The organism is Marivita sp., assembly GCF_017643905.1.
GTDB lineage: Bacteria > Pseudomonadota > Alphaproteobacteria > Rhodobacterales > Rhodobacteraceae > Marivita.
Genome location: NZ_JAEPMO010000004.1, coordinates 1 through 23,805, shown reverse-complemented (window position 1 = coordinate 23,805; position 23,805 = coordinate 1). Strand labels below are relative to the sequence as shown.

22 protein-coding genes are annotated in these 23,805 nt (G+C 61.5%); 10 read left to right on the top strand and 12 right to left on the bottom strand.

Features of this window, described 5'->3' with window-relative positions:
* Positions 1–67 precede the first annotated feature (67 nt).
* From recG to JJ869_RS01110, 4 genes are all read right to left on the bottom strand, one after another.
* On the bottom strand, positions 68–2,158 hold the full coding sequence (gene recG / locus JJ869_RS01125; protein WP_292264133.1) for an ATP-dependent DNA helicase RecG: 2,091 nt from the start codon (positions 2,156–2,158) through the stop codon (positions 68–70).
* Positions 2,155–4,278: an NAD-dependent DNA ligase LigA gene (gene ligA / locus JJ869_RS01120; RefSeq protein WP_292264132.1), complete on the bottom strand. Its 2,124-nt coding sequence runs from the start codon at positions 4,276–4,278 to the stop codon at positions 2,155–2,157. Before ligA ends, recG begins: the two co-directional genes overlap by 4 nt.
* Before the next feature lie 158 nt (positions 4,279–4,436).
* Positions 4,437–5,147 carry a response regulator transcription factor CtrA gene (gene ctrA / locus JJ869_RS01115; protein ID WP_292264131.1) on the bottom strand — a complete coding sequence of 237 codons (711 nt, stop codon included), beginning with the start codon at positions 5,145–5,147 and terminating at the stop codon, positions 4,437–4,439.
* Between the two features lie 116 nt (positions 5,148–5,263).
* The gene (locus tag JJ869_RS01110) at positions 5,264–5,536 is read right to left on the bottom strand and encodes a DUF1153 domain-containing protein (RefSeq protein WP_292264130.1); all 273 of its coding nucleotides are present in this window, start codon (positions 5,534–5,536) and stop codon (positions 5,264–5,266) included.
* A gap of 146 nt (positions 5,537–5,682) precedes the next feature.
* Between JJ869_RS01110 and mnmA the strand changes: the two genes are divergently transcribed.
* A complete protein-coding gene (gene mnmA / locus JJ869_RS01105; RefSeq protein WP_292264129.1) occupies positions 5,683–6,822 on the top strand; it encodes a tRNA 2-thiouridine(34) synthase MnmA in 1,140 nt (379 codons plus the stop codon).
* Positions 6,823–6,834: 12 nt separating this feature from the next.
* Here mnmA and JJ869_RS01100 read toward each other — a convergent pair whose 3' ends face one another.
* Positions 6,835–7,374 carry a hypothetical protein gene (locus tag JJ869_RS01100; RefSeq protein WP_292264128.1) on the bottom strand — a complete coding sequence of 180 codons (540 nt, stop codon included), beginning with the start codon at positions 7,372–7,374 and terminating at the stop codon, positions 6,835–6,837.
* A gap of 204 nt (positions 7,375–7,578) precedes the next feature.
* Between JJ869_RS01100 and JJ869_RS01095 the strand changes: the two genes are divergently transcribed.
* On the top strand, positions 7,579–9,378 hold the full coding sequence (locus tag JJ869_RS01095; protein WP_292264127.1) for a glycosyltransferase: 1,800 nt from the start codon (positions 7,579–7,581) through the stop codon (positions 9,376–9,378).
* Between the two features lie 6 nt (positions 9,379–9,384).
* Here the strand turns inward: JJ869_RS01095 and JJ869_RS01090 are convergent, their stop codons facing one another.
* The 3 genes from JJ869_RS01090 to JJ869_RS01080 are packed head-to-tail and all read right to left on the bottom strand — an operon-like array spanning position 9,385 to position 11,401.
* Entirely contained in the window at positions 9,385–10,050 is a 666-nt protein-coding gene (locus JJ869_RS01090) for an alpha/beta fold hydrolase (RefSeq protein ID WP_292264126.1), read from the bottom strand.
* Positions 10,047–10,676, bottom strand: a complete 630-nt coding sequence (locus JJ869_RS01085) for a DNA-3-methyladenine glycosylase 2 family protein (protein ID WP_292264125.1) — start codon at positions 10,674–10,676, stop codon at positions 10,047–10,049. The genes JJ869_RS01090 and JJ869_RS01085 overlap by 4 nt, the downstream gene beginning before the upstream one ends.
* Entirely contained in the window at positions 10,661–11,401 is a 741-nt protein-coding gene (locus JJ869_RS01080) for a precorrin-6A/cobalt-precorrin-6A reductase (RefSeq protein ID WP_292264124.1), read from the bottom strand. Before JJ869_RS01080 ends, JJ869_RS01085 begins: the two co-directional genes overlap by 16 nt.
* 89 nt (positions 11,402–11,490) lie before the next feature.
* On the opposite strand from JJ869_RS01080, the gene JJ869_RS01075 reads away from it, so the two are divergent.
* The gene (locus JJ869_RS01075) at positions 11,491–12,729 is read left to right on the top strand and encodes an MFS transporter (protein ID WP_292264123.1); all 1,239 of its coding nucleotides are present in this window, start codon (positions 11,491–11,493) and stop codon (positions 12,727–12,729) included.
* Between the two features lie 78 nt (positions 12,730–12,807).
* Complete coding sequence (locus JJ869_RS01070) at positions 12,808–13,050, top strand: hypothetical protein (RefSeq protein ID WP_292264122.1); 243 nt, start codon at positions 12,808–12,810, stop codon at positions 13,048–13,050.
* A gap of 1 nt (position 13,051) precedes the next feature.
* Here the strand turns inward: JJ869_RS01070 and JJ869_RS01065 are convergent, their stop codons facing one another.
* From JJ869_RS01065 to cysS, 3 genes are all read right to left on the bottom strand, one after another.
* On the bottom strand, positions 13,052–13,828 hold the full coding sequence (locus JJ869_RS01065; protein ID WP_292264121.1) for a squalene/phytoene synthase family protein: 777 nt from the start codon (positions 13,826–13,828) through the stop codon (positions 13,052–13,054).
* Positions 13,825–15,444, bottom strand: coding sequence for a citramalate synthase (gene cimA / locus JJ869_RS01060; RefSeq protein WP_292264120.1), 1,620 nt, complete (start codon positions 15,442–15,444; stop codon positions 13,825–13,827). Before cimA ends, JJ869_RS01065 begins: the two co-directional genes overlap by 4 nt.
* 198 nt (positions 15,445–15,642) lie before the next feature.
* Entirely contained in the window at positions 15,643–17,025 is a 1,383-nt protein-coding gene (cysS, locus tag JJ869_RS01055; RefSeq protein ID WP_292264119.1) for a cysteine--tRNA ligase, read from the bottom strand.
* Between the two features lie 310 nt (positions 17,026–17,335).
* Here cysS and JJ869_RS01050 point away from each other — a divergent pair, with 310 nt between their 5' ends.
* Positions 17,336–18,517: a pyridoxal phosphate-dependent aminotransferase gene (locus JJ869_RS01050; RefSeq protein ID WP_292264118.1), complete on the top strand. Its 1,182-nt coding sequence runs from the start codon at positions 17,336–17,338 to the stop codon at positions 18,515–18,517.
* A complete protein-coding gene (locus JJ869_RS01045; RefSeq protein ID WP_292264117.1) occupies positions 18,517–18,855 on the top strand; it encodes a TfoX/Sxy family DNA transformation protein in 339 nt (112 codons plus the stop codon). The genes JJ869_RS01050 and JJ869_RS01045 overlap by 1 nt, the downstream gene beginning before the upstream one ends.
* A 47-nt stretch (positions 18,856–18,902) precedes the next feature.
* Here JJ869_RS01045 and ndk read toward each other — a convergent pair whose 3' ends face one another.
* Positions 18,903–19,325, bottom strand: a complete 423-nt coding sequence (ndk, locus tag JJ869_RS01040) for a nucleoside-diphosphate kinase (RefSeq protein ID WP_292264116.1) — start codon at positions 19,323–19,325, stop codon at positions 18,903–18,905.
* Between the two features lie 175 nt (positions 19,326–19,500).
* Here ndk and JJ869_RS01035 point away from each other — a divergent pair, with 175 nt between their 5' ends.
* The 4 genes from JJ869_RS01035 (at position 19,501) to JJ869_RS01020 (ending at position 23,568) form a co-directional block, all read left to right on the top strand.
* On the top strand, positions 19,501–21,354 hold the full coding sequence (locus tag JJ869_RS01035; RefSeq protein WP_292264115.1) for an ABC-F family ATP-binding cassette domain-containing protein: 1,854 nt from the start codon (positions 19,501–19,503) through the stop codon (positions 21,352–21,354).
* Positions 21,355–21,409: 55 nt separating this feature from the next.
* The gene (locus tag JJ869_RS01030; protein WP_292264114.1) at positions 21,410–22,033 is read left to right on the top strand and encodes a MarC family protein; all 624 of its coding nucleotides are present in this window, start codon (positions 21,410–21,412) and stop codon (positions 22,031–22,033) included.
* Between the two features lie 66 nt (positions 22,034–22,099).
* On the top strand, positions 22,100–22,681 hold the full coding sequence (locus tag JJ869_RS01025; RefSeq protein ID WP_292264113.1) for a TIGR02281 family clan AA aspartic protease: 582 nt from the start codon (positions 22,100–22,102) through the stop codon (positions 22,679–22,681).
* A gap of 74 nt (positions 22,682–22,755) precedes the next feature.
* Complete coding sequence (locus JJ869_RS01020) at positions 22,756–23,568, top strand: arginyltransferase (protein WP_292264112.1); 813 nt, start codon at positions 22,756–22,758, stop codon at positions 23,566–23,568.
* Positions 23,569–23,805: the final 237 nt, after the last annotated feature.

Below are 23,805 nucleotides of genomic sequence, written 5' to 3'. Positions count from 1 at the left end.
CCTCTTTGTTCTCATATCTTTCACGACATGTAAAGAACTTTATGAGAACATTTGAGAACAAAAGTGGTTAACCCACCGAAATCAGCTGAATCGCCTGATCCTGCTTCATCAGGTAAAGCAGCGCCCGCGCCGCTTTTCCCCGCTCTGATGCGAGCCCCGGATCATCCAGCAGCAGCTTGCGCGCATCATCCTGTGCCATCGCCATGAGGCTCGCCTGCCGTTCAAGATCGGCAATCTGAAACCGGGGCAATCCTGATTGCGCCGTGCCCAGAACGTCGCCTGCCCCGCGCATCTCAAGATCAACTTCGGAAATGCGAAACCCATCTTCGGTTTCGCGCAGAGTGGTCAGTCGTTTCAGACCGGTCTCGGACAGCGGCGGCTGATAGAGCAGCAGACAGGTCGAGGCCGCCGCCCCACGCCCGACCCTACCGCGCAACTGATGCAACTGTGCCAATCCAAAGGTTTCGGCCCGCTCAATCACCATGATCGACGCGTTTGGCACGTTCACCCCCACTTCGATCACCGTGGTCGCGACCAGAACACCTGTCTGCCCTGACACGAACCGCGCCATCGCTGCGTCTTTCTCAGCAGGCGGCATCTGGCCGTGCACCAACCCGACCACACCTTCGCCCAAAGCGGCACGCAGGCGCTTGAACCGTTCCTCGGCGGCCGTGAGGTCAGACACTTCGCTTTCATCCACCAGAGGGCAGACCCAATAGGCCTGCCGTCCTTCGGCCACCGCCTGCCGCAACCGCTCGACCACGCCGTCCATCTGTTCATTGGACAAAAGCGCGGTTTTGACCGGCGTGCGACCAGGCGGCTTTTCATCAAGGATCGACACATCCATATCGCCATATTGCGCCAGCGCCAGTGACCGCGGAATCGGCGTGGCCGTCATCACCAGCACATCCACCGCCATGCCCTTGCGCCCCAGCTCCAGCCGTTGCCGCACACCAAAGCGATGCTGTTCGTCGATGATGGCCAACCGGAGATCGGCAAATTCCACATCCTTCTGAAACACCGCATGGGTGCCCACGAGGATTTGGATGTCGCCCCGCGCCAGCGCCGCCAGCTTTGCCTTGCGCTCCGATCCCTTGTCGCGCCCCGTGAGCAGTTCGAGCACCACGCCCGCATCCTCGGCCAGCGGTTGCAACCCCTCAAGGTGTTGCCGCGCAAGGATTTCCGTGGGCGCCATCATCACGCCCTGCCCGCCCGCCTCGACCGCCGTGAGCAGCGCCATGAACGCGACAAGCGTCTTGCCAGACCCCACATCGCCCTGCAGCAGCCGGTTCATCCGGTGTGGACTGGCCATGTCGTCGGTGATTTCGTCAATCGCGCGCATCTGGGCGCCCGTGGGCCGATACGGCAGCGCGGTCAGCACCTTGTGGCGCAATTTGCCATTGCCTGCGGACTCGATCCCGGGTTTTACCCGCCGGTTTGCCCGCGCCAAGGCCAGCGTCAATTGGTGCGCCATCAGCTCGTCATAGGCCAGTCGCCGCCGCGCCGGGCTGTCGAGCGAAAGCGCCCCCATGCCCTGAGGCGCATGCGCCATCTCCATCGCCGCACGCCAGCTTGGCCAGTCCTCACGCTCCATCAGGCGTGGATCGATCCATTCGGCAAGGTCGGGCGCACGCGACAGCGCGTCGGTTGCCGCTTTGACCATCGTCTTTTGTGTCAGACCGGCGGTCAGCGGATAGACCGGTTCAAACGGCAGTAGGCTGTCGGCCTCATCCGGCAGCAGCACGTGATCGGGATGCACCATCTGCGCCATGCCATCGAAGAACTCGACCTTGCCCGACACGATCCGCCGCGCGCCAAAGGGCAGGATCTTCGCTACGTAATCACCGCGCGCGTGGAAGAACACGATCTGAAAGGCGATCTGCGAATCCTCGACCGTCACGCGATAGGCCCCGCCCTTGTTGCGCGGGGGGCGGTGCGCACCGATCTGCACCTCGACGGTCAGAGTGGCGGGCAGGTCAGCACCCTGCACCGTATCCCGCAGTCGCCGATCCACCACCGAATGCGGCAGTGAGTAAAGAAGGTCGCGCGGCACCTCGATGCCGATATGGCCCAACGTATCAGCGGTCTTCGGGCCAACGCCCTTGAGCCCGCTCAGATCGCCGAACAGCGGAAACAGGATTTCCGGCCGGCCACTCATGCGCGCTCGATCAGGCCGAACCAGCCGTCTTCGTCGATGATCTCGACACCCAACTCCCGCGCCTTGGTCTCTTTTGATCCGGCCCCCGGCCCTGCGACCAGCAGGTCGGTCTTGGCTGACACCGACCCAGACACCTTGGCCCCCAGCGATTCCGCCCGCGCCTTGGCCTCGGCCCGGGTCATGCGTTCCAGCGTGCCGGTGAAGACGACGGTTTTGCCTGCAACAGGGCTGCCTTCGGTGCGGGGGCGTTCCGCCTCTTGCACGGTCAGGTGCGCCACCAGCCGGTCGATGGACGCGCGTTCAGCCTCTTGTGCAAAGCTGTTGACCAATGAGTTGGCGACGACCGTGCCAATGCCGTCGATGCCGATCAGCCCGGCCCAAGCCTCACCCTCCGGGTCGTGCGCGGCGTCGATGGCTGACTGGAATGCATCCCAGGTGCCATAGGAGCGGGCAAGCAGGTTCGCGACCACTTCGCCCACATGCCGGATGCCGAGGGAAAAGATGAGCCGTCCCAAGGGAATGCTGCGCTTTTCGTCAATGGCATCAAAGAGGTTTTGCGCCGATTTCTCGCCCCAGCCCTCGCGGTTCTTGAGCTGTTGCAGCCCACTGCCGTAGCGGTCTTTCAGGGTGAAAATGTCGGCGGGTTCCTTGATCCAACCGTCGCCATAGAACTGTTCTACCTGTTTCGCGCCGAGACCTTCGATGTCAAAGGCCGCGCGTGACACGAAATGCTTGAGCTTTTCCACCGCCTGCGCGGGGCAGATCAGACCACCGCTGCACCGTCTGACCGCATCGCCTTCTTCGCGGATCGCCTCGGATCCGCATTCGGGGCAAAGTTTCGGAAATTCATAGGGTTGCGCTCCCTCTGGCCGTTTTTCAAGGTCCACATCCGCCACTTTCGGGATCACGTCACCGGCGCGGTAGACCTGAACCCAGTCGCCAACGCGGATGTCCTTGCCGCCGCGGATCGGCGCGCCGTTGGCGTCGCGGCCCGCGATGTAATCTTCGTTGTGTAGGGTGGCGTTCGACACCACGACCCCGCCCACTGTGACGGGCGTCAACCGCGCCACCGGGCTCAGCGCACCGGTGCGACCGACCTGTATGTCGATGGCCTCCAACCGGGTCCAGGCGAGTTCTGCGGGGAATTTATGCGCAATCGCCCAGCGGGGCGTGGTGGAGCGGAAACCGAGGCGAGACTGGTAACCGAGGTCATCCACCTTGTAGACCACGCCATCGATGTCATAGCCCAGAGTGGCGCGCTGTTCCTCAATGCTTTTGTAATGGGCGATCATGTCCTCCGGGCCGTCACACCGTCGGGTCAGCGGGTTGGTCTGGAAGCCCAACTCTTGCAAGCGTCGGATCGCGCTGGTCTGCGTATCGGCCAAGGGTGCGCTCAGAGCACCCCAGGAATAGGCGAAGAACCGCAGCGGGCGATCCTTGGTGATGCTGGCGTCCAGTTGCCGCAGCGATCCGGCGGCGGCGTTGCGCGGGTTGGCAAAGGTCTTGGCGCCTTTCGCGGTCTGCCGTTCATTCAGGTCCGCGAAATCGGCGTGGCTCATATAAACCTCGCCACGCACTTCGAGCACCTCCGGCGCGCCGATCAGCGTTTCGGGAATGTCGTCGATGGTACGGGCATTGGCGGTGACGTTTTCGCCCGTGGCACCGTCGCCCCGCGTGGCCGCCTGCACCAGCTTACCGTTTTCGTATCTTATCGACAGCGAAAGCCCATCGATCTTGGGTTCCGCGGTGTAGGTCAGCGGATCCGTGTCCGAGAGCCCCAGATAGCGCCGGATGCTTTGATCAAAGCTCACGATGTCCGCGTCCTCGAACGCGTTGGAAAGCGACATCATCCGCACTTCGTGGCGGACTTTGGCAAAGCCGTCTGCCACCGGTGCCCCCACCTGTTCGCTGGGGCTGTCGGCGCGTTTCAGGGCCGGAAAGCGCGCTTCGATCTCGGCATTGCGGCGCTTCAGGCGGTCGTAGTCTGCGTCCGACATCTCGGGCGCGTCGTCGGTGTGATAGGCGGTGTTCGCCTCGGCAAGAAGGGTCGCCAAACGCTCAAGCTCGGCTTTCGCGTCCAACTCTGTCAGGTCTTTGACCGCGATGTCCTGCTCTGCCATATGCCCCCCTCGGCCCTGATCTTGAACAGAGTGATAGGCCCGGGGGTGCACAGCGTCCAGATTTGAAACGACGATTGATCGGCGCGGGTATCGCCTAAACGCTATGACTTGCCGGAAAGTCGCTGCGCAAAACATCAGCCTTTCCGGTCACATGTGCATCAGGCACCGATCGCGATACGCCCATCCGCTTCAACCTCGGGATCGCGAAGCACATAGCCCCTGCCCCAGACGGTTTCGATGTGGCTGCCATCGCCCGTCGCCTCGGACAGTTTCTTGCGCAGCTTGCAGATGAACACATCAATGATCTTGAGTTCCGGTTCGTCCATGCCGCCATAGAGATGGTTCAGGAACATTTCCTTGGTCAGCGTCGTCCCCTTGCGCAGGCTGAGCAGTTCGAGCATCTGATACTCCTTGCCCGTCAGATGCACGGTATTTCCCTCAACCTGTACGGTTTTTGCGTCGAGATTGACCTCGACCTTGCCGGTGCGGATGACGGACTGGGAATGGCCCTTGGAACGCCGGATGATCGCGTGAATCCGTGCCACCAGTTCCTCGCGGTGGAAGGGTTTGGTCAGGTAATCATCGGCGCCAAAGCCAAAACCCTTGATCTTGTCTTCGCCGGCATCGTTGCCCGACAGGATCAGGATCGGCGTTTCGATCCGCGCGAGCCGCAACTGGCGCAGCACATCAAAGCCATTCATGTCCGGCAGGTTCAGGTCGAGCAGGATCAAGTCATAGTCATAGAGCTTGGCCAGATCGATGCCTTCTTCCCCGAGATCGGTGGAATAGACGTTCAGATTGGCGTTGCCCAGCATCAATTCAATGCTCTTCGACGTTGTTGGGTCGTCTTCGACCAAGAGTACGCGCATCGAGTTTCTCCGCAATGTCAGCGTCCGGCACGCATACTCTGACCGGAAAAAGTTAACCTTAGGTTAGCATGAAGACATGATTCAAAACAACTTAAGATTGAATTAACCTCGCGCACTCACCTGAAACGTTGAACGGCCGTTGCCTTGAGCGCATCGCGGCCATGCAGAAGGGCGGCCGCAATCCATGCATCCAGTTCTTCTTCGCTGAGGTCGTACCGCGACAGCGATTCGTTGCGCGAGATCAGCTGATGTACCACCGCATCGACGACAATCGCCTTTCGCGACGCCACCCAACGGTAAGTATTCGGCGGTGGCAGATCGGCACGCGACAGAATGGTGCCGTCGGCGCGCGTTACGGTACGCGGACCATTCGCTTTTCTAAGATACATGTTCCGGCCCTTTCCAAGCCAATTCTTCCTGCTTTGGCGGCACTTTTGCCCGCGCAGCCTTAATGTGACGTGAAGCCATGGGTTGAGAGTATCTTGGATTTACCTATATTTCGCCGGATCAGCCTGACCGTACTGGAGACCTTCCAATGGCCCTTGATGCGCCAAAGCTCAATTCGCTTGGATTCGCCAAGCCACCATCGGAAACGCGTGTCGTCGTCGCGATGTCGGGCGGTGTCGACAGTTCAGTCGTCGCAGCCCAGCTGGCCGAGGAAGGTTACGACGTCATTGGCGTCACCCTGCAACTTTATGATCACGGCGCGGCTTTGGCCAAGAAGGGCGCGTGCTGTGCCGGGCTCGATATTCATGATGCCCGTCGCGTGGCCGAAGATATGGGCTTTCCACATTACGTGTTGGACTATGAAAACATCTTCAAGGATGCGGTGATCGACGAATTCGCCGACAGCTACCTGGCGGGCGCCACACCCGTGCCCTGCATCCGCTGCAACGAACGGGTGAAGTTCAAGGACCTGCTTGAAACCGCCAAGGACCTTGACGCGGATTGCATGGCGACCGGCCATTACATCCAACGCAAGACCGGCGCGCATGGCCCGGAACTCCATCGCGCGACGGATGCGAACCGGGATCAGAGCTATTTCCTGTTCTCGACCACGACCGAACAGCTGGATTACCTGCGCTTTCCTTTGGGCCACCTGCCCTCCAAGGACGCGACCCGTGAACTGGCGGCGCGGTACGGCTTGCAGGTGGCGGACAAGCCCGACAGCCAGGACATCTGCTTCGTGCCGAACGGCAACTACGCGAGCGTGATCGAAAAACTGCGTCCGGGAGCTGCGGAGCCGGGTGAGATCGTGCATGCGGATGGCCGGGTTCTGGGCACGCATAACGGCGTGATCCATTACACGATCGGGCAGCGACGGGGTCTCGGCATCGGGGGGCTGGAAGAGCCGCTTTATGTGGTCAAGCTGGACGTGGACACCAAGCAGGTGATCGTCGGCCCAAAAGAACTGCTGTCCACTCGCACCATTCCGGTGCGCGAGATCAACTGGCTGGGCGATGCGCCGCTCACCAGCCAGACCGAATGGCATGTCTCGGTCAAGGTCCGCTCCACCCGCCCCCCGCGTGAGGCGATCATCCGCCCGTTGTCGGACACCACCGCCGAGGTCGAATTGATCACCCCGGAAGAAGGCGTGTCTCCGGGTCAGGCCTGCGTGTTCTACCAAACCGAAGGCAGCCGCATCCTAGGCGGTGGCTGGATCTGGCGCGGCTAAGCGGCGCCTTTCCTAGTCATCCATGAAGCACTTGTAGCTGCCCCACTGCCCGAGCGCGGTCATGCCAGCGGTATAGATGTCCACGATCTCGGAGTTTTGGCCGAAGACAAAGCGAATAGCGCCAAGCGTGCCTGCGAGGCAAAACGGCTTATCTGCCGCGCCTTCCATAAACTGTTTCCAGGTGGCGTCCACGATGGCCGAATTGCCACTGTTGCCGTTGTTCACAATCGTGAAATAGTGGTCACTGCCTCCGGCCGGTTTGACCATTATCGTCTTCGCGTTTTCTCCTTGAGCCGCGAGGTACTGCGTGACCTCGTCGGCTGCTACGAAGCAAAGGCCACGCAGGTCGGAATTGTCGAAATTCATCCGTGCGTAATCACTGCCCTGTCCTCGGCCCAAAGCCTGATCTAATCGGCTTTTTGCGCAACGCACCAGACCAAGACCGACCTGATCCGTGATTTTGGTTGATGGGACAGCGGGCGGACGCGCGACGGCCGGCTGAAAACCACGCCACACCTTGTATTGTGTCGATGTGGCAAGCGTGCTGGGCATAAATGACCTCCGATACATAGAGCCGGTGATGACTTGCCAAAGCAGTAAGAAAAGAAGCATTCGGCAACGTCTTGGCAAGTTGAAGTTTACCTTACGTTAACCATCCAATAACTGCCGGTCGAGTCCGAAAAGTCGAACGCAGGCGTTGCCTCTTTTGGTTGATTGAACAACAGTTGCTGCACGTAAGATGTCTGGCGACCAAATGTGAACACCTCTGGCGACACACATATCATCTGTATCCTGCCCAAGCTCGGAGCCAGCGTGGGCGGTGGAAAGATCAACGCCGTTTTCACGCGAATGAATCTGCTTGCGGATCGGGAAGCGACGCAGGTCACGCTCTTGAACCTGCAACATGGGTGCAATCAGGCCATCGCGTTCGCCGAGCTGGTCCGCGCAGGGATCGTGGACGCAAGGATCGCACACCGGTCGATCTACGAACTCTGCGCGCCGAAAGGTGTCGAACCACCAGCACGCCCGACCCTTCCCAACTGGGACGATGCCAAGACATCGAACGGAACGAAAGACCGCACCGTCTATCTGCGCGATGGAGTCCCTGTCATGCGGGACAGCGTAGAGCACACACCTGCCGGAGTGATGATCACCCGGCATCTACTGGACACTCCCGGTCGCAACCTGCGCCTGAAATACATTGATAACCGCTTGATCGAAAGCCGTGAAGCGTTTGGCGACGGGTTGGTCGACAAGGTGGTTTTTGTCGATGGGCATCCACGGTGCCGCACCCGGCGCGAGAGCGGGGCCTTGGTCGAGATCGAGGATTATGCGTTGGGACGGGTTTTCAAGGATGATGTCGCGCACCAGCGGATGCTTGCGTTGCGGCATTTCCCGGAAGACGCCATCGTGTTTATCGACGGCATCACCTCGGCCTACCTGTCGCGCCCGATCCCGGCCCGCAAGGTACTGTTCCTTCACGCCGACCACCGCAGCAGTTCGGGCAAGGTGGTGCCCCGGTCACGCGGGCTGATCGAGGCGTTCGACGGCGATGCGATCATCACGGCGACACGGGTACACAAGGAACGGCTGGAGGCCGAGGTTGCCCACAAAGCGCCCATTCGCGTGATCCCGCACTACACGGATGTTGTCGAAATACCGAACACGACACGCAAGGACATCTGCACCGTCTCGCGCCTCGAACTGACCGGCAAACCGATCCATCAGTGTATCGAGGCCTTTGTGCGGGTGATGCACCTGATCCCCGGCACAAATTATCTGATTTATGGTTCAGGTCAGGGCGCGGCGCGGCTGCAGCAGTTGATCGATCACCACGAGTGCGGCGACCGGGTGATCCTGATGGGACACACGGCCAATGCCGCCGACGTGTTCAGCCGAAGCCTCTTTTCCCTTGCACCGACAATAACCGAAGGTTTCGGACTCGCGCTGCTTGAAGCCCTCACCTGCAACTGTCCCGTCATCACTTACGACGTGGATTACGGGCCACGGGAGTTGATCAATCCGGGTGAAAACGGCGAACTGCTGCAACCGGGAGACATCGACGCCATCGCAGCGGCCATTCTGAAGGTCCACGGCGACCGCGAGCGCTACGCAGCAGGCTGCGCCGCCTCGGTCGAGCAATATTCCTTTGACCGCTACAAGGATCGCTACCACCGGCTGATCGACGACCTCGTGGCGAACCGGTTCTATTTCGACCTGTCCGCACGCGATCTCAAGGCAGAGGCGCTGCGCGCGCTTGAAAAAGCGCCCGCGCAACATCGCGACAGGTTGCTGGACCTCTACATCAACCAATGCCATCTGAGCCGGGATCTGGGTGGTATGTATGACGGATTCCAGCAAAAGATCGCCCTTCATCCCAAGGACCAACGCCCCATTGTGCGCTGCATCTGGCTCAGCCGCCGGCTGGGCCGTTTGACGGAATGCCGCGCTCATCTGGCGCTGTTTGCACAGCGCTTTCCCGGCTCGCACGCGGATTTCGTGGCGCGCTACCCCGATTTCCTGGAACTGGCGGATGCGGTGGACGGTCTGGCCTGAGCGGCCTCAGAGGTTGCACTTGTCCCGCATGAAGGCGAGCGCGACCGACAGCCCATCGGGCGCGATGCCATGGGCGGTGCCCTTCATGATATGGGCATAGACCTCTTCCCAACCGGCGTTCTGCAAGGCTTCGGCCGCTTCCGGCAAGGATTGCGGCGGCACCACGTCGTCCTGATCGCCATGGATCAGCAACACCGGCGGGCGGCTGATCACCTCGTCGGCCAAGAGATCGGGCGCCAGCAACCGTCCCGAAAACGCGACCACACCTGCCACCGCGTCTTCGCGGCGGGGCGCGACATGCAGGGACATCATGGTGCCCTGGCTGAAGCCGAACAGCACCACCTGTTCCGGCATCAGATCCTCGTCCACCATCAGCGCATCGAGAAACGCGTTCAGGTCATCGACCGCGCGCGCCATGCCCGCCATCGATTCTTCCTCAGAAGAGCCATCGATCCAGGGGATCGGGAACCACTGAAATCCGAACGGTGCCCCGGCGCAGGCTTCGGGCGCGTCGGGCGCCACAAACAGCGTGTCCGGCAGGTGTTCGCCCAACGGATCGGCCAGCCCCAACAGATCGGCCCCATTGGCCCCGTAACCATGCAGAAACACCACCGCAGAGCGGGTTTCACCGGATAGCGGTTCCTTGCGTTCGGCGTTCAACACCCGTGTCATGCGATCCCCTCTCGGTCTTTTGCCACATGGTAGTAGGCCCAGAGCGCCCGCGCCGCAACCGATCTCCATTGGCTCCACGCCTCGGCCATCTGGCGCAGCGGTTTTTCCTTGGGTCGCTCGGGCAGATCGAACAAAACGCGGGCACTTTCCTGCAGCGCGAGGTCACCTGGCGCAAACACGTCAGCCCGTCCGAGTGAGAACATCGCATAGATCTCAGCCGTCCAGACACCGATCCCGGTGACGGCGGTCAATGCCTTGATGACCTCGTCATTCCGGGCCTGTCGCAAGGCGTCATAGTCGATCCCCGCTTCGGCCAGCGCACAGGCATAGCGCGCCTTCTGTCGGCTCAGGCCCAGCTCACGCAAACCGTCCTGATCATACTGCAACACCGCCTCGGGCGTGACCGCCCCCGCCTCCTCCAGCTTGGCCCATATCGCTCGGGCAGACGCGACGCTGACCTGTTGGCTGACAATGGCGCTCAGGAGTTGGCCAAACCCGTCCGGCCTGCGGCGCAGGGGCAACGGCCCAGTCAACTCCAGCGCAGCCGCAAAGCGCGGCTCAGCCTTGGCCAGCCAGTCTGCACCTTCTGCCACGCAGGCCTCCGTTTCGATCAGGCGTCCAAACACAGCCGTGTCTCCAACCAGTCCATGGCCTCAGCGACCGACTGAACCACCGGCCCCGCAGCCCCCCGAGGCCGCCCCACCATGTAGACCGGCACACCAAGTGCCCGCGCCGCCGCGATCTTGGGCCAGCCCCCCGGCCCTCCTGCATTGCGGGTCAGCACGGCGTCGATCCGAAACCTGCGCATCAGCGCTATTTCCTGAGCCACTGTAAACGGCGCGGTTCCGTGCAGGTAGCGGCCATAAGGCAAGGGAAACGCGTCGTCGTGATCGGTCAATTGGCGGACATAGAGGTACGCATGACGTAGCGCGCGCAGGTCAGGCAGCGCTTGTCGGCCAAGGGTCACAAGAACCCGCGATCCCGCTGGAATACGACTTGCGGCGTCGCGTGCCGACCTCAGAATGATCCACTGGTCGCGCGATGTCGGTCGCCATTCGGGCCGGGCCAATGTCAGGCTATGCACACCTGTCTGTGCCGCAACCCGTGCGCCAAGTTTCAAAGACGCAACGTCGCAAGGATGCGGGGCAAGAACCAAGGCATCGGCTGTTCGGGAAAATTCTGTCAGCAGCGCATGATCCGACGCACCCTGCCCGGTCACACGATCCCGCGCAGGCAGCCACAAGCGCGCCCTTTCGCCCACGCGCATCGCTAGATCGCGCGCTTCGGCCGATCCGCCAAGGATCACCACCTGCCCGTGACGGGCGGAATTGGAGCCGTCAAATTCCCTCATCCGCCAACGATTACAAAACCGCTGGGCAAAGCGCCACGGTTGCACGCACACACTTGCAGGAAATTGAATTTGGACCTACGGCTGCTGTCATGAGCACAGTTGACCACGCCTCCCCCGACACCACCACAGAAAACCGCCGCGCGAAGCGCAACGTGTTTGTTCTGGTCCTGGCGCAAGCCATACTCGGCGCGCAGATGCCTATTCTGTTCACTGTGGGCGGTCTCGCGGGGCAATCTCTGGCGTCGAACATCTGTTTCGCCACTTTGCCGATTTCGCTCATCGTTCTGGGCTCGATGACGACTGCCACGCCGATTTCCGCTTTCATGCAGAAATATGGCCGCCGCGCCGGGTTTGCCGTGGGCGCGCTGGGCGGTGCCTTGGGCGGTGCCATCGGGGCATACGGGCTTTATATCGCGTCTTTCCCGGTGTTCCTCTTGGGCAGTTTCCTGACCGGTATTTATATGTCCGCGCAGGGGTTCTATCGCTTTGCTGCTGCCGACACCGCCACCGATGAGTTCCGCCCCAAGGCGATTTCATACGTGATGGCCGGTGGTTTGGCCGCAGCGATTATTGGGCCACAATTGGTCAAGGCGACAGCGGATTGGTACGTCGTGCCTTTCCTCGGCACATATTTCGCGGTGATCGTGCTGAACGTGATCGGGTCGACCCTGTTCCTGTTCCTAGACATTCCCAAGCCGAAAGCCCCCCATGCCGACGATCCCAAGGGGCGCACACGGCTTGAGCTGCTCAAGACCCCGCGCATCGCCGTCGCCATCATCTGCGCGATGGTCACATATGCGCTGATGAACCTTGTCATGACCTCGACCCCTCTGGCCGTGGTCGGGTGCGGCTACACCGCAAACAATGCCGCTGACATCGTATCGGCGCACGTTCTGGCGATGTTCATACCGTCGTTTTTCACCGGACACCTGATCGTGCGCTTCGGCGTGGAAAAGATCGTCGCCACGGGGCTGGTCATCCTGGCTGCTGCGGGGGCAGTCGCGCTGCACGGCGTCGAAATCGAGAATTTCTACATCGCATTGATCCTGTTGGGCTTTGGCTGGAACTTCGGCTTCATCGGCGCGACCGCGATGCTGACCGCGGCCCACGCGCCGCATGAGCGCGGTCGTGTGCAGGGTATGAACGACGTTCTGGTCTTCGGCGGTGTGACCATGGCCTCGCTCGCGTCGGGCGGATTGCTGAACTGTTCGGGAGGCACCCCGGTCGAAGGTTGGAGCGCCGTGAACATGGCGATGGCGCCGTTCCTGATGCTCGCGGGTGGGTCGCTGATCTGGCTGATGTTCCAATCCAAAGAGCGGACGGTCTAAGCATCCCGTCGGGCTTAAGATGTTCTTCAGAATTTAGGGTCAGAATGCCCGGCACCTTCCACCAGAACGGTGCCTGCCATGCTTCGATCTTTGATCCTCGCCCTGCCGCTACTCGCTGCCTGTCAGCACTACGACAAAGCCGCGCATTTCGCCGCCGGTGCGGCGGTGTCCCATATCGTGACACAGGAAACCGGAAACCCGACCGCAGGCTGCATGGCCGCAATCGGAATCGGCGTTCTCAAGGAACTGGTCGACGATGTGGCGGAGCCTGCCGATATTCTGGCCACCGGACTGGGATGCAGCGTGACCTTGGCGTTCTGACCTACCAGCGCCCGGTTGCAGCGCACCACACCAAGCGCAGTTTCTTGTACGCTTCGGCCATGCCAAGCGTACCGTTCGCCACCCGGCGGGGATCGGATTTGGCTTGTTTGAGGAGTGGCCCTGCCTGCCATGCGGCCAAGGTGATCGGCCGAGCCTCTGCTTTTATGCCAACGCGGGCTTTCCGGGATTTTACCAAACGGTCAAATCCTTGCTGGGCAAGGTCGCGCACCGCCTCCGGTCGCCCATCCACCAAGGGCCTGCGCCCCTGCCGTTCCAGTTCCGGCACCGCGCGCAGGAATTGCGCAAGACCGCTGGCATAGCCAAGGTCGGTCAGCATGTCGGGCATGGTGCCACTCAGGCTTTGCGACGCGGCGCGCAGGAGGGAGGCTGCGGTGTCTTCGATATATTTTGAAAATGCCGCCTCATCTTCAAACGGATCGCGATAAACGTCCCAGAGCCGCGCCTGAACCGCCTTCTGTAATTCCCGCGAGGCAGGTTCATCCAAAACATGGGCAAGGGAAGTCACCACCTCATGCCGCCGCACCAGCCCGCCGCTGGCGATCTCTTCCAGCGCATCGGTCCACCATTGCAGGCGCATCTCGGCGATGATCGCCTCTTTCGTCACCCAAGGCGCGCGGGACACCTCGACATTGAAAGCGTATATAGGAAACAACACCTTACGGACCGCAACTGGTGCAGCCATCGTCGCGGCGAACCGATCCGGATCGCCTTTTTCAACCAGTTGCGCGCAGGCGATCAGATCGGCGTCAAAGCTCATGCCGGGCGCACATCCCGCACCAGTTTCCAGCGCACGGCATCCAAGAGCGCCTCGAACGACGCGTCGATAATGTTGGCGCTGACGCCCACGGTGGACCAGCGCCGCCCCTGCCCGTCTTCGCTGTCGATGATGACGCGGGTTACGGCCTCGGTCCCGCCTTGGGTGATGCGCACTTTGAAATCCACCAGACGCATATCGTCGATCATCGCCTGATACGGGCCCAGATCCTTGGCCAGCGCCTTGGACAGCGCGTTCACCGGACCACGGTCATTGCCCAGCTCGTCCATCGACTCGCTGACCGACAGTTTCTTTTCGCCGTCCACTTTCACGACAACCACCGCTTCGGAATGCGAGATCATCTTGTTGTACTTGTTCTTCCGCCGCTCCACAGTCACGCGGTAGCGTTTGACCTCGAAGAACTCGGGCAGCATGCCCAATTCATCCCGCGCGAGCAGCTCGAAACTCGCCTGTGCGGTGTCGTAGGAGTAGCCTTCCGCCTCGCGCATCTTGATCCGGTCGAGGATGCGGGCCATGGCCGGGTCCTTGTCCGGCACCTCGATCCCGGCTTCCGCGAGGCGGCGGCGCAGGTTCGACTGACCCGCCTGATTGGACATCGGGATCACCCGTCGATTGCCCACCAAGCCTGGGTCAATATGTTCGTAGGTCGTCGGGTCCTTGAGGATCGCGCTGGCATGCAGCCCCGCCTTGTGGGCAAAAGCGGACGATCCGACATAGGCGGATTGCTTGAGCGGCACGCGGTTGAGGATTTCGTCCAGCATCCGGCTGATCCGCGTCATGCCTTCGAGCGCCTCCAACGTAACACCTGTCTGGAAGGTGCTGGCGTAGGGTTCCTTGAGCAGCAGCGTCGGGATCAGCGACGTGAGGTTGGCATTGCCGCAGCGTTCGCCAAGACCGTTCAGCGTGCCCTGAATCTGCCGCGCACCTGCGTCTACTGCGGCAAGCGTTGTGGCCACGGCCATTTCTGTGTCGTTGTGGGTGTGGATGCCCACATGAGAGCCGGGGATGCCGGAGGCGATGACCGCTTCGGTGATCCGGCCCACTTCGCTGGGCAGCGCGCCGCCATTTGTGTCACAGAGCACGATCCAGCGCGCGCCCGCGTCATATGCGGCGTGCAGGCAGGTCAGAGCGTAATCGGGATTGGCCTTGTAGCCGTCGAAGAAATGTTCTGCGTCGAACAGCGCCTCGCGTTTCTGCGACACGATATGCGCAACCGAGGCGCGGATGTTTTCGACGTTTTCCTCAAGCGTGATGCCAAGGGCTGCGGTGACGTGGAAGTCATGGGTTTTACCCACAAGGCAGACGGATTTGGTACCCGCGTTCATGACCGCCGCCAGAACATCGTCATTCTCGGCCGAGCGGCCCGCGCGTTTGGTCATCCCAAAAGCGGTGACGGTGGCTTTCGTGTGGCCGACCTCTTCGAAGAACGCGGAATCCGTGGGGTTCGCCCCCGGCCAGCCGCCTTCGATATAGTCGATGCCAAGCGCGTCGAGCGCCTCGACGATGCGGTGTTTCTCGGGGGTCGAGAACTGCACACCCTGCGTCTGCTGGCCGTCGCGGAGGGTCGTGTCGTAGAGGGTCAGGCGGGTTTTGGTCATGGGATTATCCGGCGGAATTTCGGCGGGAATGCCGGGCTGAAGCCCGGCCTACGGAGGTACTAAGCGCAACGGGCAGCCCCCGGCCGCGGGCGGGGGAGAAGCCCCCGCCAGTCAAACCGCAGGTTTGCCTTCGGCAAAACGGGGCGGTCGGGGGCTGCCCGGCGTGCCGCTGGGCGCAGGGGGTCGAGCGGAGGGACATTACAAGCGCTCCAGCTTTGCCGCGTCGAAACCCGTTCCCGGGACCAATTCGACACCAGCCTTGGACATGCGCACTTCGACACCGGCCTCGGTCAGCGCGGTTTTCATCGCATCAACAGCGGAGAAGTCTTTGGTTTGCATCGCGGTTTCTCGCAGAGACGCAAGGCGATCCGCGTAAGTGGACAGATCAACACTTACAGTGTCCCAGCCGCCAAGGTCACCTGTCAGAAGCCCGACCATCTGCGCACCTGCCAACAGGCCGGCTGCATCGCCTTCCCCGGCAAGCTTGTGCAACACCGAAATCACACCAGCCGTGTTGAGATCATCGGACAGTGCCTCAACAACCTCGAAAGGCACCTCAGCCGGTTCAACGCCGTCCGTCAGCGCCCGCCACTTGCGCAGCGTTGCCTCTGCCTCTTCCCGCTTCTTCTCGGTCCAATCCATCGGCTTGCGATAATGCGTCGAGAGGAAGACGAACCGGATCACCTCGCCCGGTACGCCCTGATCCAGCAAATCCCGCACGGTGAAGAAATTGCCCAGAGACTTGGACATCTTCTTGCCCTCAACCTGCAACATCTCGTTGTGCAGCCAGTAGCGCGCAAAGCCGTGGCCCGCGCATTTCCTCTGCGCGATCTCGTTCTCGTGGTGAGGAAACATCAGGTCGTTGCCGCCGCCGTGGATGTCGAACGTGTCGCCCAGCAACTCGTTCGCCATGGCCGAGCATTCGATGTGCCAGCCGGGGCGGCCCCGGCCCCATGGGCTGTCCCATCCGGGCAGATCATCGGTCGATGGTTTCCAGAGCACGAAATCCATCGGGTTGCGCTTGTAGGGCGCCACTTCGACCCGTGCTCCGGCGATCATGTCATCGACAGAGCGGCCCGACAGTTTGCCATAGCCTTCGGGCCAGCTATCGACCGCAAAGAGCGCATGACCTTCGGCGGCATAGGCATGCCCCTTGGCGATCAGGTCTTCGATGAATGCAATCATCTGGTCGATATATTGCGTCGCGCGGGGTTCATGATCCGGGCGCAAGGCACCAAGCGCGTCCATGTCGGCGTGATACCAACTGATCGTCTCGTCCGAGCGTTCACGGATCAGCGCCTCTAGCGTTCCTTCAGCCCCGGCCTCACGGCGCTTCTGCGCCGTTTCGTTGATCCGGTCATCCACGTCGGTGAAATTCCGCACATAGGTCACGTGATCCGCGCCGTAGACATGGCGCAGCAGCCTGTAGAGCACGTCGAACACGATCACCGGGCGCGCGTTGCCAAGATGCGCGCGGTCATAAACGGTGGGCCCGCAGACATACATCCGCACGTTTTGCGGATCGAGAGGGGTGAATTCCTCTTTCTTGCGGGTGGCGGTGTTGGTCAGCCAGATGGTCATGGATGCTCCTCGCGGGCCGGGTTCGCGGCGGGAGTAGCAACTTCACTTCGATATGGGAATAGAAGACCGGCCCGCCAGATGGATTAGCGGATAATGCAGCAAATGAGAGTTGCGATATTGGTCATGCCGCGCAGTTAGACCCGTCCGGGCTGTCCGGTCAAGGGATTTGCGGGGAAGCCGTTTCGAAACGGCTTTGTGACGCGGTTTTCAAACCGCGTGGCCAGCATCCTTCGAAGGATGTTGGCGCTTCGATCTGGACTTTGGGCCTTAGGCTCTGGCAGGAGTTGGGGAGCATCAGTCGGAGACCACCATGCCCCCTTTGTCACACCGTATCACCACCCTGAATGGCGACGGATCAGACGGCTGGGACGTGTTCTACCGCGCCCGGGCGATGATTGCCGAAGGTATCCCGGTGACCGAACTGACCATCGGCGAGCATGACATCCGCACCGATCCATCGATTCTGAAGGCCATGTATGAAAGCGCAGTGGGCGGCCACACCGGTTATGCAATTGTTCCGGGAATCAGTGCGTTACGAGATGAAGTTGCTGCACGTGTTCAAGCGCAGTCCGGCGTACGGACCCGACGCGAAAACGTTCTGATCACACCCGGCGGACAGGCGGGCCTCTTCGCGGCGCATATGGCGGTCTGCATGCCGGGCGATGTGGCGTTGTTCGTCGATCCCTATTACGCGACCTATCCCGGCGTGCTGCGCTCGGTCGGGGCGGTGCCACGGACCGTGCCGACGCGGTCCTCGCAAGGGTTCCTTCCGCAGCGCGATGTGCTTGAGGCGGCAAGCGAAGGGGCTGTTTCGCTGCTGATTAACACGCCGAACAACCCGACCGGCGCGGTCTATCCGCGCAACACGCTGGAGGGCATTGCCGAGGTGGTGACCAAACGGGACATGTGGCTGATCTCGGACGAGGTTTATGACACGCAGGTCTGGGACCGTGTGCATCTGAGCCCCCGCGCCCTGCCCGGCATGGACGAGCGCACGCTGGTGATCGGCTCCATGTCGAAGAGCCACGCCATGACGGGCAGCCGGATCGGCTGGATCGTCGGGCCGGAAGACGCGATCACCTGTCTGGTCGATCTGGCGACCAACACGACCTATGGCGTGCCCGGCTACATTCAGGACGCGGCGCTGTTCGGTTTGCGGGCGGGCGCGTCGCTGGAAGCGCAGGTTGCCGCGCCGTTCCGCAGGCGGCGAGCCATTGCAGAGCGGGTTCTGGCCGGGCAACAGACGGTGCGCATGATCCCCGCGCAGGGCGCGATGTACGTGATGCTGGACGTGCGCGCGACGGGGATGAGTGGCGAGGAGTTCGCCTTTGCGCTGCTTGAGACGCATCACATCGCGGTCATGCCTGGGGAAAGCTTTGGCCAATCGGCAGCGGGTCATATCCGCGTGGCGATGACGCTCGAGGACAGCCGGTTCGAGGCGGCGCTACGCACTCTTTGTGAGTTTGCGGCTGGTCTGGCGAAGGCTGCGTGATGGCAGAGCCGGTCTCGTCGATCCGCAACCTTGGCCCGGCGATGGATGCCGCTTGCGCGCAGGCAGGGATCACATCGGCAGAACAGTTGCGGGAGATTGGGGCGGATGAGGGCTACCGGCGGTTGCTGCTGTCGGGCATGCGGCCGCACTTTATTGGCTACTACGTGCTGGTGATGGGGCTGCAGGGTCGACCGTGGAATGACTGCAAGGGGGACGAAAAGAAAGCCCTGCGGGTCAGGTTCGATGCGATCAAGGCCGAGGTCGCGGAACGCGCGGATGCAGTGCCTTCGGGGATAGAACGGTTTCTGGACGAAATTGGCGTCGTTGCCAAAAAGTAAGCCGGGCAAAAGCCCGGCGTACCTGTAGGTCCGTCTGAAACGGTGGCTTAGCCGACCAGTTCGAGACCCGAGAAGAAGAAGGCGATTTCTTCTGCTGCGGTTTCCGGCGCGTCGGAGCCGTGGACCGAGTTTTCACCAACGGATTCGGCGAATTCGGCGCGGATGGTGCCGGGCGCTGCGTCGGCAGGGTTGGTCGCACCCATGACTTCGCGGTTCTTGGCGATGGCGCCTTCGCCTTCGAGCACCTGAACGACCACCGGAGCCGACGCCATGAATTCGCACAGCTCGTCATAGAAGGGGCGCGCGGCGTGTACGGCATAGAACTGGCCAGCCTGTGCCTTGGTCAAATGAATGCGCTTCTGTGCGATGATGCGCAGGCCGGCTTCTTCGAACTTGGCGTTGATCTTGCCAGTCAGGTTGCGGCGGGTTGCGTCGGGTTTGATGATCGAGAAGGTGCGTTCGAGGGCCATGTTGGTCACTCCGTGGTTTTGGTTTGCGATTGGTGCGCCCGTTAGCATGGGGGTTTGGCGTTGGAAAGCCCTTGGACGGGCTTTGCTTGGGGCTCTGCCCCAAACCCCGAAGTATTTTGAACCAGAGAAGATATGGGCGCTGGCCTGTCCGACTGGGCGTTGATAAAGGCGTGCCATGTTGAAGATTGAAGATATCACCTACGCAGTTGACGGGCGCCCCTTGTTCGAAGGGGCCAGCGCCGTCATTCCCGATGGCCACAAGGTGGGCCTCGTCGGCCCCAATGGCGCTGGCAAGACCACGCTGTTCCGGTTGATCCGGGGCGAGTTGGCGCTCGAGGGCGGGACCATTTCCGTACCGCGCGGGGCGCGGGTCGGCGGGGTGAGCCAGGAAGTGCCCGGGTCTTCAGTGTCGTTGATTGACACGGTTCTGGCCGCCGATACTGAGCGCGCCGCGCTGATGGCCGAGGCCGAAACGGCGACCGATGGTGCGCGGATTGCCGAGGTGCAGACGCGGCTTGCCGATATCGACGCGTGGTCTGCCGAGGCGCGGGCGGCGGCGATTCTCAAGGGATTGGGCTTTGACGACGACGAACAGCGCATGCCGTGCTCTGCCTTTTCGGGCGGCTGGCGGATGCGTGTGGCTTTGGCAGGCGTGCTTTTTGCCCAGCCTGATCTGCTGCTGCTTGATGAACCGACCAACTATCTCGATCTTGAAGGGGCGTTGTGGCTGGAAAGCTATCTGGCAAAGTACCCCTATACCGTGATCGTGATCAGCCACGACCGGGGTTTGTTGAACCGCGCGGTTGGGGCAATCCTGCATCTCGAAGAGAGGCGGCTGACGTTTTACCAAGGCCCCTATGACCAGTTCGCGCGGCAGCGCGCCGAACGGCGGGCGCAGGCAGCGGCGGTGGCGAAAAAGCAGCAGGCGCGGGTCGCGCATTTGCAGAGCTTTGTCGACCGGTTCCGCGCCAAGGCGAGCAAGGCCAAGCAGGCGCAATCGCGGCTCAAGATGATCGAGCGGATGGATATGGTCGCCGCTCCGGAAGAGATTGCCAAGCGGGTGTTCACCTTCCCGCAGCCGGACGAGCTGTCGCCGCCGATCATTAGGGTCGAAAACGGTGTCACCGGCTATGGCGAGACCGAAGTGCTGCGAAAGCTCGACCTGCGGATCGACCAGGACGACCGGATCGCGCTTTTGGGCAAGAACGGTCAGGGCAAGTCGACACTTGCGAAGCTGTTGTCCGACCGGCTGCCACTGATGGCCGGTCGGATCACGCGGTCATCAAAGCTGCGCATCGGGTTCTTTGCCCAGCACCAGGTGGACGAGTTGCATGTGGACGAGACGCCGCTCGACCACCTGCGGCGGGTGCGACCTGCCGAGATGCCAACGCGTCACCGGGCGCGACTGGCGGGCTTTGGGTTGATGGCCGCGCAGGCAGATACGGTAGTGGGCAAGCTGTCTGGCGGTCAGAAAGCGCGATTGTCGCTGCTGCTGGCCACAATCGATGCGCCGCATCTGTTGATCCTCGACGAGCCGACCAACCACCTTGATATCGAAAGCCGCGAGGCGCTCGTGGAAGCGTTGACCGCCTATTCAGGCGCGGTCATTCTGGTCAGCCACGACATGCACCTGCTGTCGATGGTGGCGGATCGGCTCTGGCTGGTCAAAGACGGCAATGTCACACCTTACGAGGACGATCTCGACGATTACCGCGCCATGCTGCTGGCCTCGGACAAACCCGTGAAGGCGGAAAAGCCGAAACCCGCGCGCCCTGCCCGGCCGGACCGCGACACGATGCTGGCTTTGAAGGCCGAGGTCCGCAAATGCGAGGCGCGGGTCGAGAAGATCGAGGAAATGCGCGAAACGCTGGCGAAGAAACTCGCCGATCCGGCGCTGTACGAGCCAAACCGCAAAGGTGAGCTGGCGACCTGGAACAAGAAATATGCCGAGGTCATGGACGGGCTGCGCCGCGCCGAGGCGCTTTGGGAAGCCGCGCTCGAAAAGCTGGACGCCGCCGAAAACGCCTGAGCCTTTCCAACGCAAACGGGTTGCCACACGAAAGCGAGCGCTGTAGCGGTCCGGCATGGACACCGCTTTTCTTATCTCCGCTTTCGTCACGCTATTTGTGGTCATTGACCCGATTGGCCTGACTCCGGTTTTCATTGCCCTCACACCGGGCCTTACGGCGCAGCAGCGTCGGGCCATTGCCATTCGCGCCACCGTGATTGCCGCTGGCCTGTTGTTCCTGTTCGCCTTTCTGGGCGAGCAGGTGTTGGGGTTCATCGGCATCTCCATGCCGGCGTTTCGCATCGCCGGGGGTATCCTGCTGTTTCTGACCGCGCTCGACATGCTGTTCGAACGGCGCACGAAACGCCGCGAGGACCAGGCTGATGTGGAGGATGTGCCCGACCCGTCGGTGTTCCCGATAGCAATTCCCCTGATTGCCGGGCCGGGGGCCATCGCGTCGATCATCCTGTTGGCCGGTCAGGCAGAGGGCCCTGTCGGCATGGCGTCGGTCCTTGGGGTCATGGTGGCGGTGCTGATCATTGTCTTCCTGCTTTTCCTGAGCGCACCGTTCATCGAACGCGCTTTGGGCAAGACGGGTATCGTTGTGGTGACGCGGTTGCTTGGCATGCTGCTGGCCGCACTGTCGGTTCAGTTTGTGCTGGACGGCATTCGGGGTTTTGGGCTTGCCTTGGGCGGCTGATCGCCGACCCTACACAAGCCGGTTGCGCGGACCTACATGTTTGTTGGAGTTACGTGAGGAGCAGGCATGTCCGCGATGGAATACGGCAATCTGGCCTATCTGGTGCTGCTTGGCGCCGTCATCGTGTTCTGGTTCTTTGTCCAGAACCGCCAGAGCCTGAACAAGACCCTGCAGCAGGGCGCGGTCTGGGGGCTGATCTTTCTTGGTGTGATCGCGGCTGTCGGGCTTTGGGGCGACATCCGCCAGACGGTTCAGCCGCAACAGCTTGTCATGTCCGAAGCCGGACGCATCGAAGTGCCGCGCGGACCGGATGGGCATTACTACCTGACGCTCGACATCAACAACGAACCGGTGCGGTTTGTCGTCGATACCGGCGCGACCAGCATGGTGCTGACGCAGGAGGATGCGGCGCGGGTTGGGTTGAAGGAGGAAGACGTGATCTTCTATTCCGAAGCCATGACCGCGAATGGTCTGGTGCGCACCGCCCCCGTTCGGCTGGCCGATGTGGCGTTGGGGCCATTTCACGACCAGAACGTACGCGCCTTTGTGAACGAGGGCGAAATGACCAAATCCCTTCTTGGCATGGAGTATCTCAACCGGTTTGCCCGGCTCGAGATCAACAATGGTCGGCTGATCCTGGAACGCTGATTCCCCGATTCTGGGGGGTTGGCTGGCAACAAACCTTCGGATACGGTTCGGTCATACCGAAGTAAGAGTCCACGATGCGTCACTCGCTGCCACTTGCGCCGCAGTTTTATGTCACTGCGCCTCAACCGTGCCCGTATCTCCCCGGTCGCATGGAGCGCAAACTGTTCACGGCTTTGCAGGGCAAAGCCGCAGACAAGCTGAACAACAGCTTGTCCAAGCAAGGATTCCGCCGGTCGCAAAACGTGCTGTATCGCCCGTCTTGTTCGGATTGTTCGGCCTGCCTGTCGGCGCGAATCTCGGTCGAGGCATTCCGCCCCTCGCGCAGCCAGAAGCGTACGATCAAGCGCAACGCGCATCTGCGCCGTCACGCCACCAGCGCCTGGGCCACCGAGGACCAGTACGAGCTGTTCCGCATCTATCTGGATGCGCGGCACGCCGATGGCGGGATGGCAGATATGGACGTGTTCGATTTTGCCGCGATGGTCGAAGAAACGCCGATCCGGTCGCGTGTGATCGAATATTCCGACGAGGCCACCCGCAAATTGCAGGCCGTGTGCCTGACCGACGTGCTCGATGACGGGTTGAGCATGGTCTATTCGTTCTATTCGCCCGACGTTCCGGCGCAGAGCCTTGGCACCTACATGATCCTCGACCATGTCGAGATCGCCCGAGAGGCCGGGTTGCCCTATGTCTATCTCGGCTACTGGGTGCCCGGCAGCGCAAAGATGGGGTACAAATCGGCATTCTCGGGGCTGGAGCTGTATCGTCACGGCGGGTGGGAGCCGTTCTGCAAACCCGACAGCTATTCGGCAGACACTCATCCGATGTCGACCGATCCGATTGCCGAACAGGTCGCCCATATCTCGCTTCCCGATTTGCGCAGCTAACCGCCTGACAAAAGATACTGCGAAGCTGTGGAACAGTTCACGCCCCGGCACGTTCCCTTGTGGTAACGACAAATGAGCGACCCGATATGGCTGAAAAAGACACACTCGTAATGCCCATCGCCAAGATGGCCCGCAGCAATGACAAGTTCCGCGAGGTGGTCTGGACCGGCGACAACTCGCATCTGGTGCTGATGGCCATTCCCGAAGGCGGCGAAATCGGGGGCGAAACCCACGACG

What these genes read in the sequence shown, in the direction of transcription:
- JJ869_RS01100 (WP_292264128.1), bottom strand. Translation starts at nt 7,374, where the DNA reads ATGCCCAGCACGCTTGCCACATCGACACAATACAAGGTGTGGCGTGGT.
- JJ869_RS01025 (WP_292264113.1), top strand. Translation starts at nt 22,100, where the DNA reads ATGTCCGCGATGGAATACGGCAATCTGGCCTATCTGGTGCTGCTTGGC.
- ctrA (WP_292264131.1), bottom strand. Translation starts at nt 5,147, where the DNA reads ATGCGCGTACTCTTGGTCGAAGACGACCCAACAACGTCGAAGAGCATT.
- JJ869_RS01080 (WP_292264124.1), bottom strand. Translation starts at nt 11,401, where the DNA reads ATGAGGGAATTTGACGGCTCCAATTCCGCCCGTCACGGGCAGGTGGTG.
- JJ869_RS01075 (WP_292264123.1), top strand. Translation starts at nt 11,491, where the DNA reads ATGAGCACAGTTGACCACGCCTCCCCCGACACCACCACAGAAAACCGC.
- mnmA (WP_292264129.1), top strand. Translation starts at nt 5,683, where the DNA reads ATGGCCCTTGATGCGCCAAAGCTCAATTCGCTTGGATTCGCCAAGCCA.
- JJ869_RS01110 (WP_292264130.1), bottom strand. Translation starts at nt 5,536, where the DNA reads ATGTATCTTAGAAAAGCGAATGGTCCGCGTACCGTAACGCGCGCCGAC.
- JJ869_RS01035 (WP_292264115.1), top strand. Translation starts at nt 19,501, where the DNA reads ATGTTGAAGATTGAAGATATCACCTACGCAGTTGACGGGCGCCCCTTG.
- ndk (WP_292264116.1), bottom strand. Translation starts at nt 19,325, where the DNA reads ATGGCCCTCGAACGCACCTTCTCGATCATCAAACCCGACGCAACCCGC.
- cimA (WP_292264120.1), bottom strand. Translation starts at nt 15,444, where the DNA reads ATGACCAAAACCCGCCTGACCCTCTACGACACGACCCTCCGCGACGGC.
- JJ869_RS01020 (WP_292264112.1), top strand. Translation starts at nt 22,756, where the DNA reads ATGCGTCACTCGCTGCCACTTGCGCCGCAGTTTTATGTCACTGCGCCT.
- JJ869_RS01045 (WP_292264117.1), top strand. Translation starts at nt 18,517, where the DNA reads ATGGCAGAGCCGGTCTCGTCGATCCGCAACCTTGGCCCGGCGATGGAT.
- JJ869_RS01050 (WP_292264118.1), top strand. Translation starts at nt 17,336, where the DNA reads ATGCCCCCTTTGTCACACCGTATCACCACCCTGAATGGCGACGGATCA.
- JJ869_RS01065 (WP_292264121.1), bottom strand. Translation starts at nt 13,828, where the DNA reads ATGAGCTTTGACGCCGATCTGATCGCCTGCGCGCAACTGGTTGAAAAA.
- JJ869_RS01090 (WP_292264126.1), bottom strand. Translation starts at nt 10,050, where the DNA reads ATGACACGGGTGTTGAACGCCGAACGCAAGGAACCGCTATCCGGTGAA.
- cysS (WP_292264119.1), bottom strand. Translation starts at nt 17,025, where the DNA reads ATGACCATCTGGCTGACCAACACCGCCACCCGCAAGAAAGAGGAATTC.
- JJ869_RS01030 (WP_292264114.1), top strand. Translation starts at nt 21,410, where the DNA reads ATGGACACCGCTTTTCTTATCTCCGCTTTCGTCACGCTATTTGTGGTC.
- recG (WP_292264133.1), bottom strand. Translation starts at nt 2,158, where the DNA reads ATGAGTGGCCGGCCGGAAATCCTGTTTCCGCTGTTCGGCGATCTGAGC.
- ligA (WP_292264132.1), bottom strand. Translation starts at nt 4,278, where the DNA reads ATGGCAGAGCAGGACATCGCGGTCAAAGACCTGACAGAGTTGGACGCG.
- JJ869_RS01070 (WP_292264122.1), top strand. Translation starts at nt 12,808, where the DNA reads ATGCTTCGATCTTTGATCCTCGCCCTGCCGCTACTCGCTGCCTGTCAG.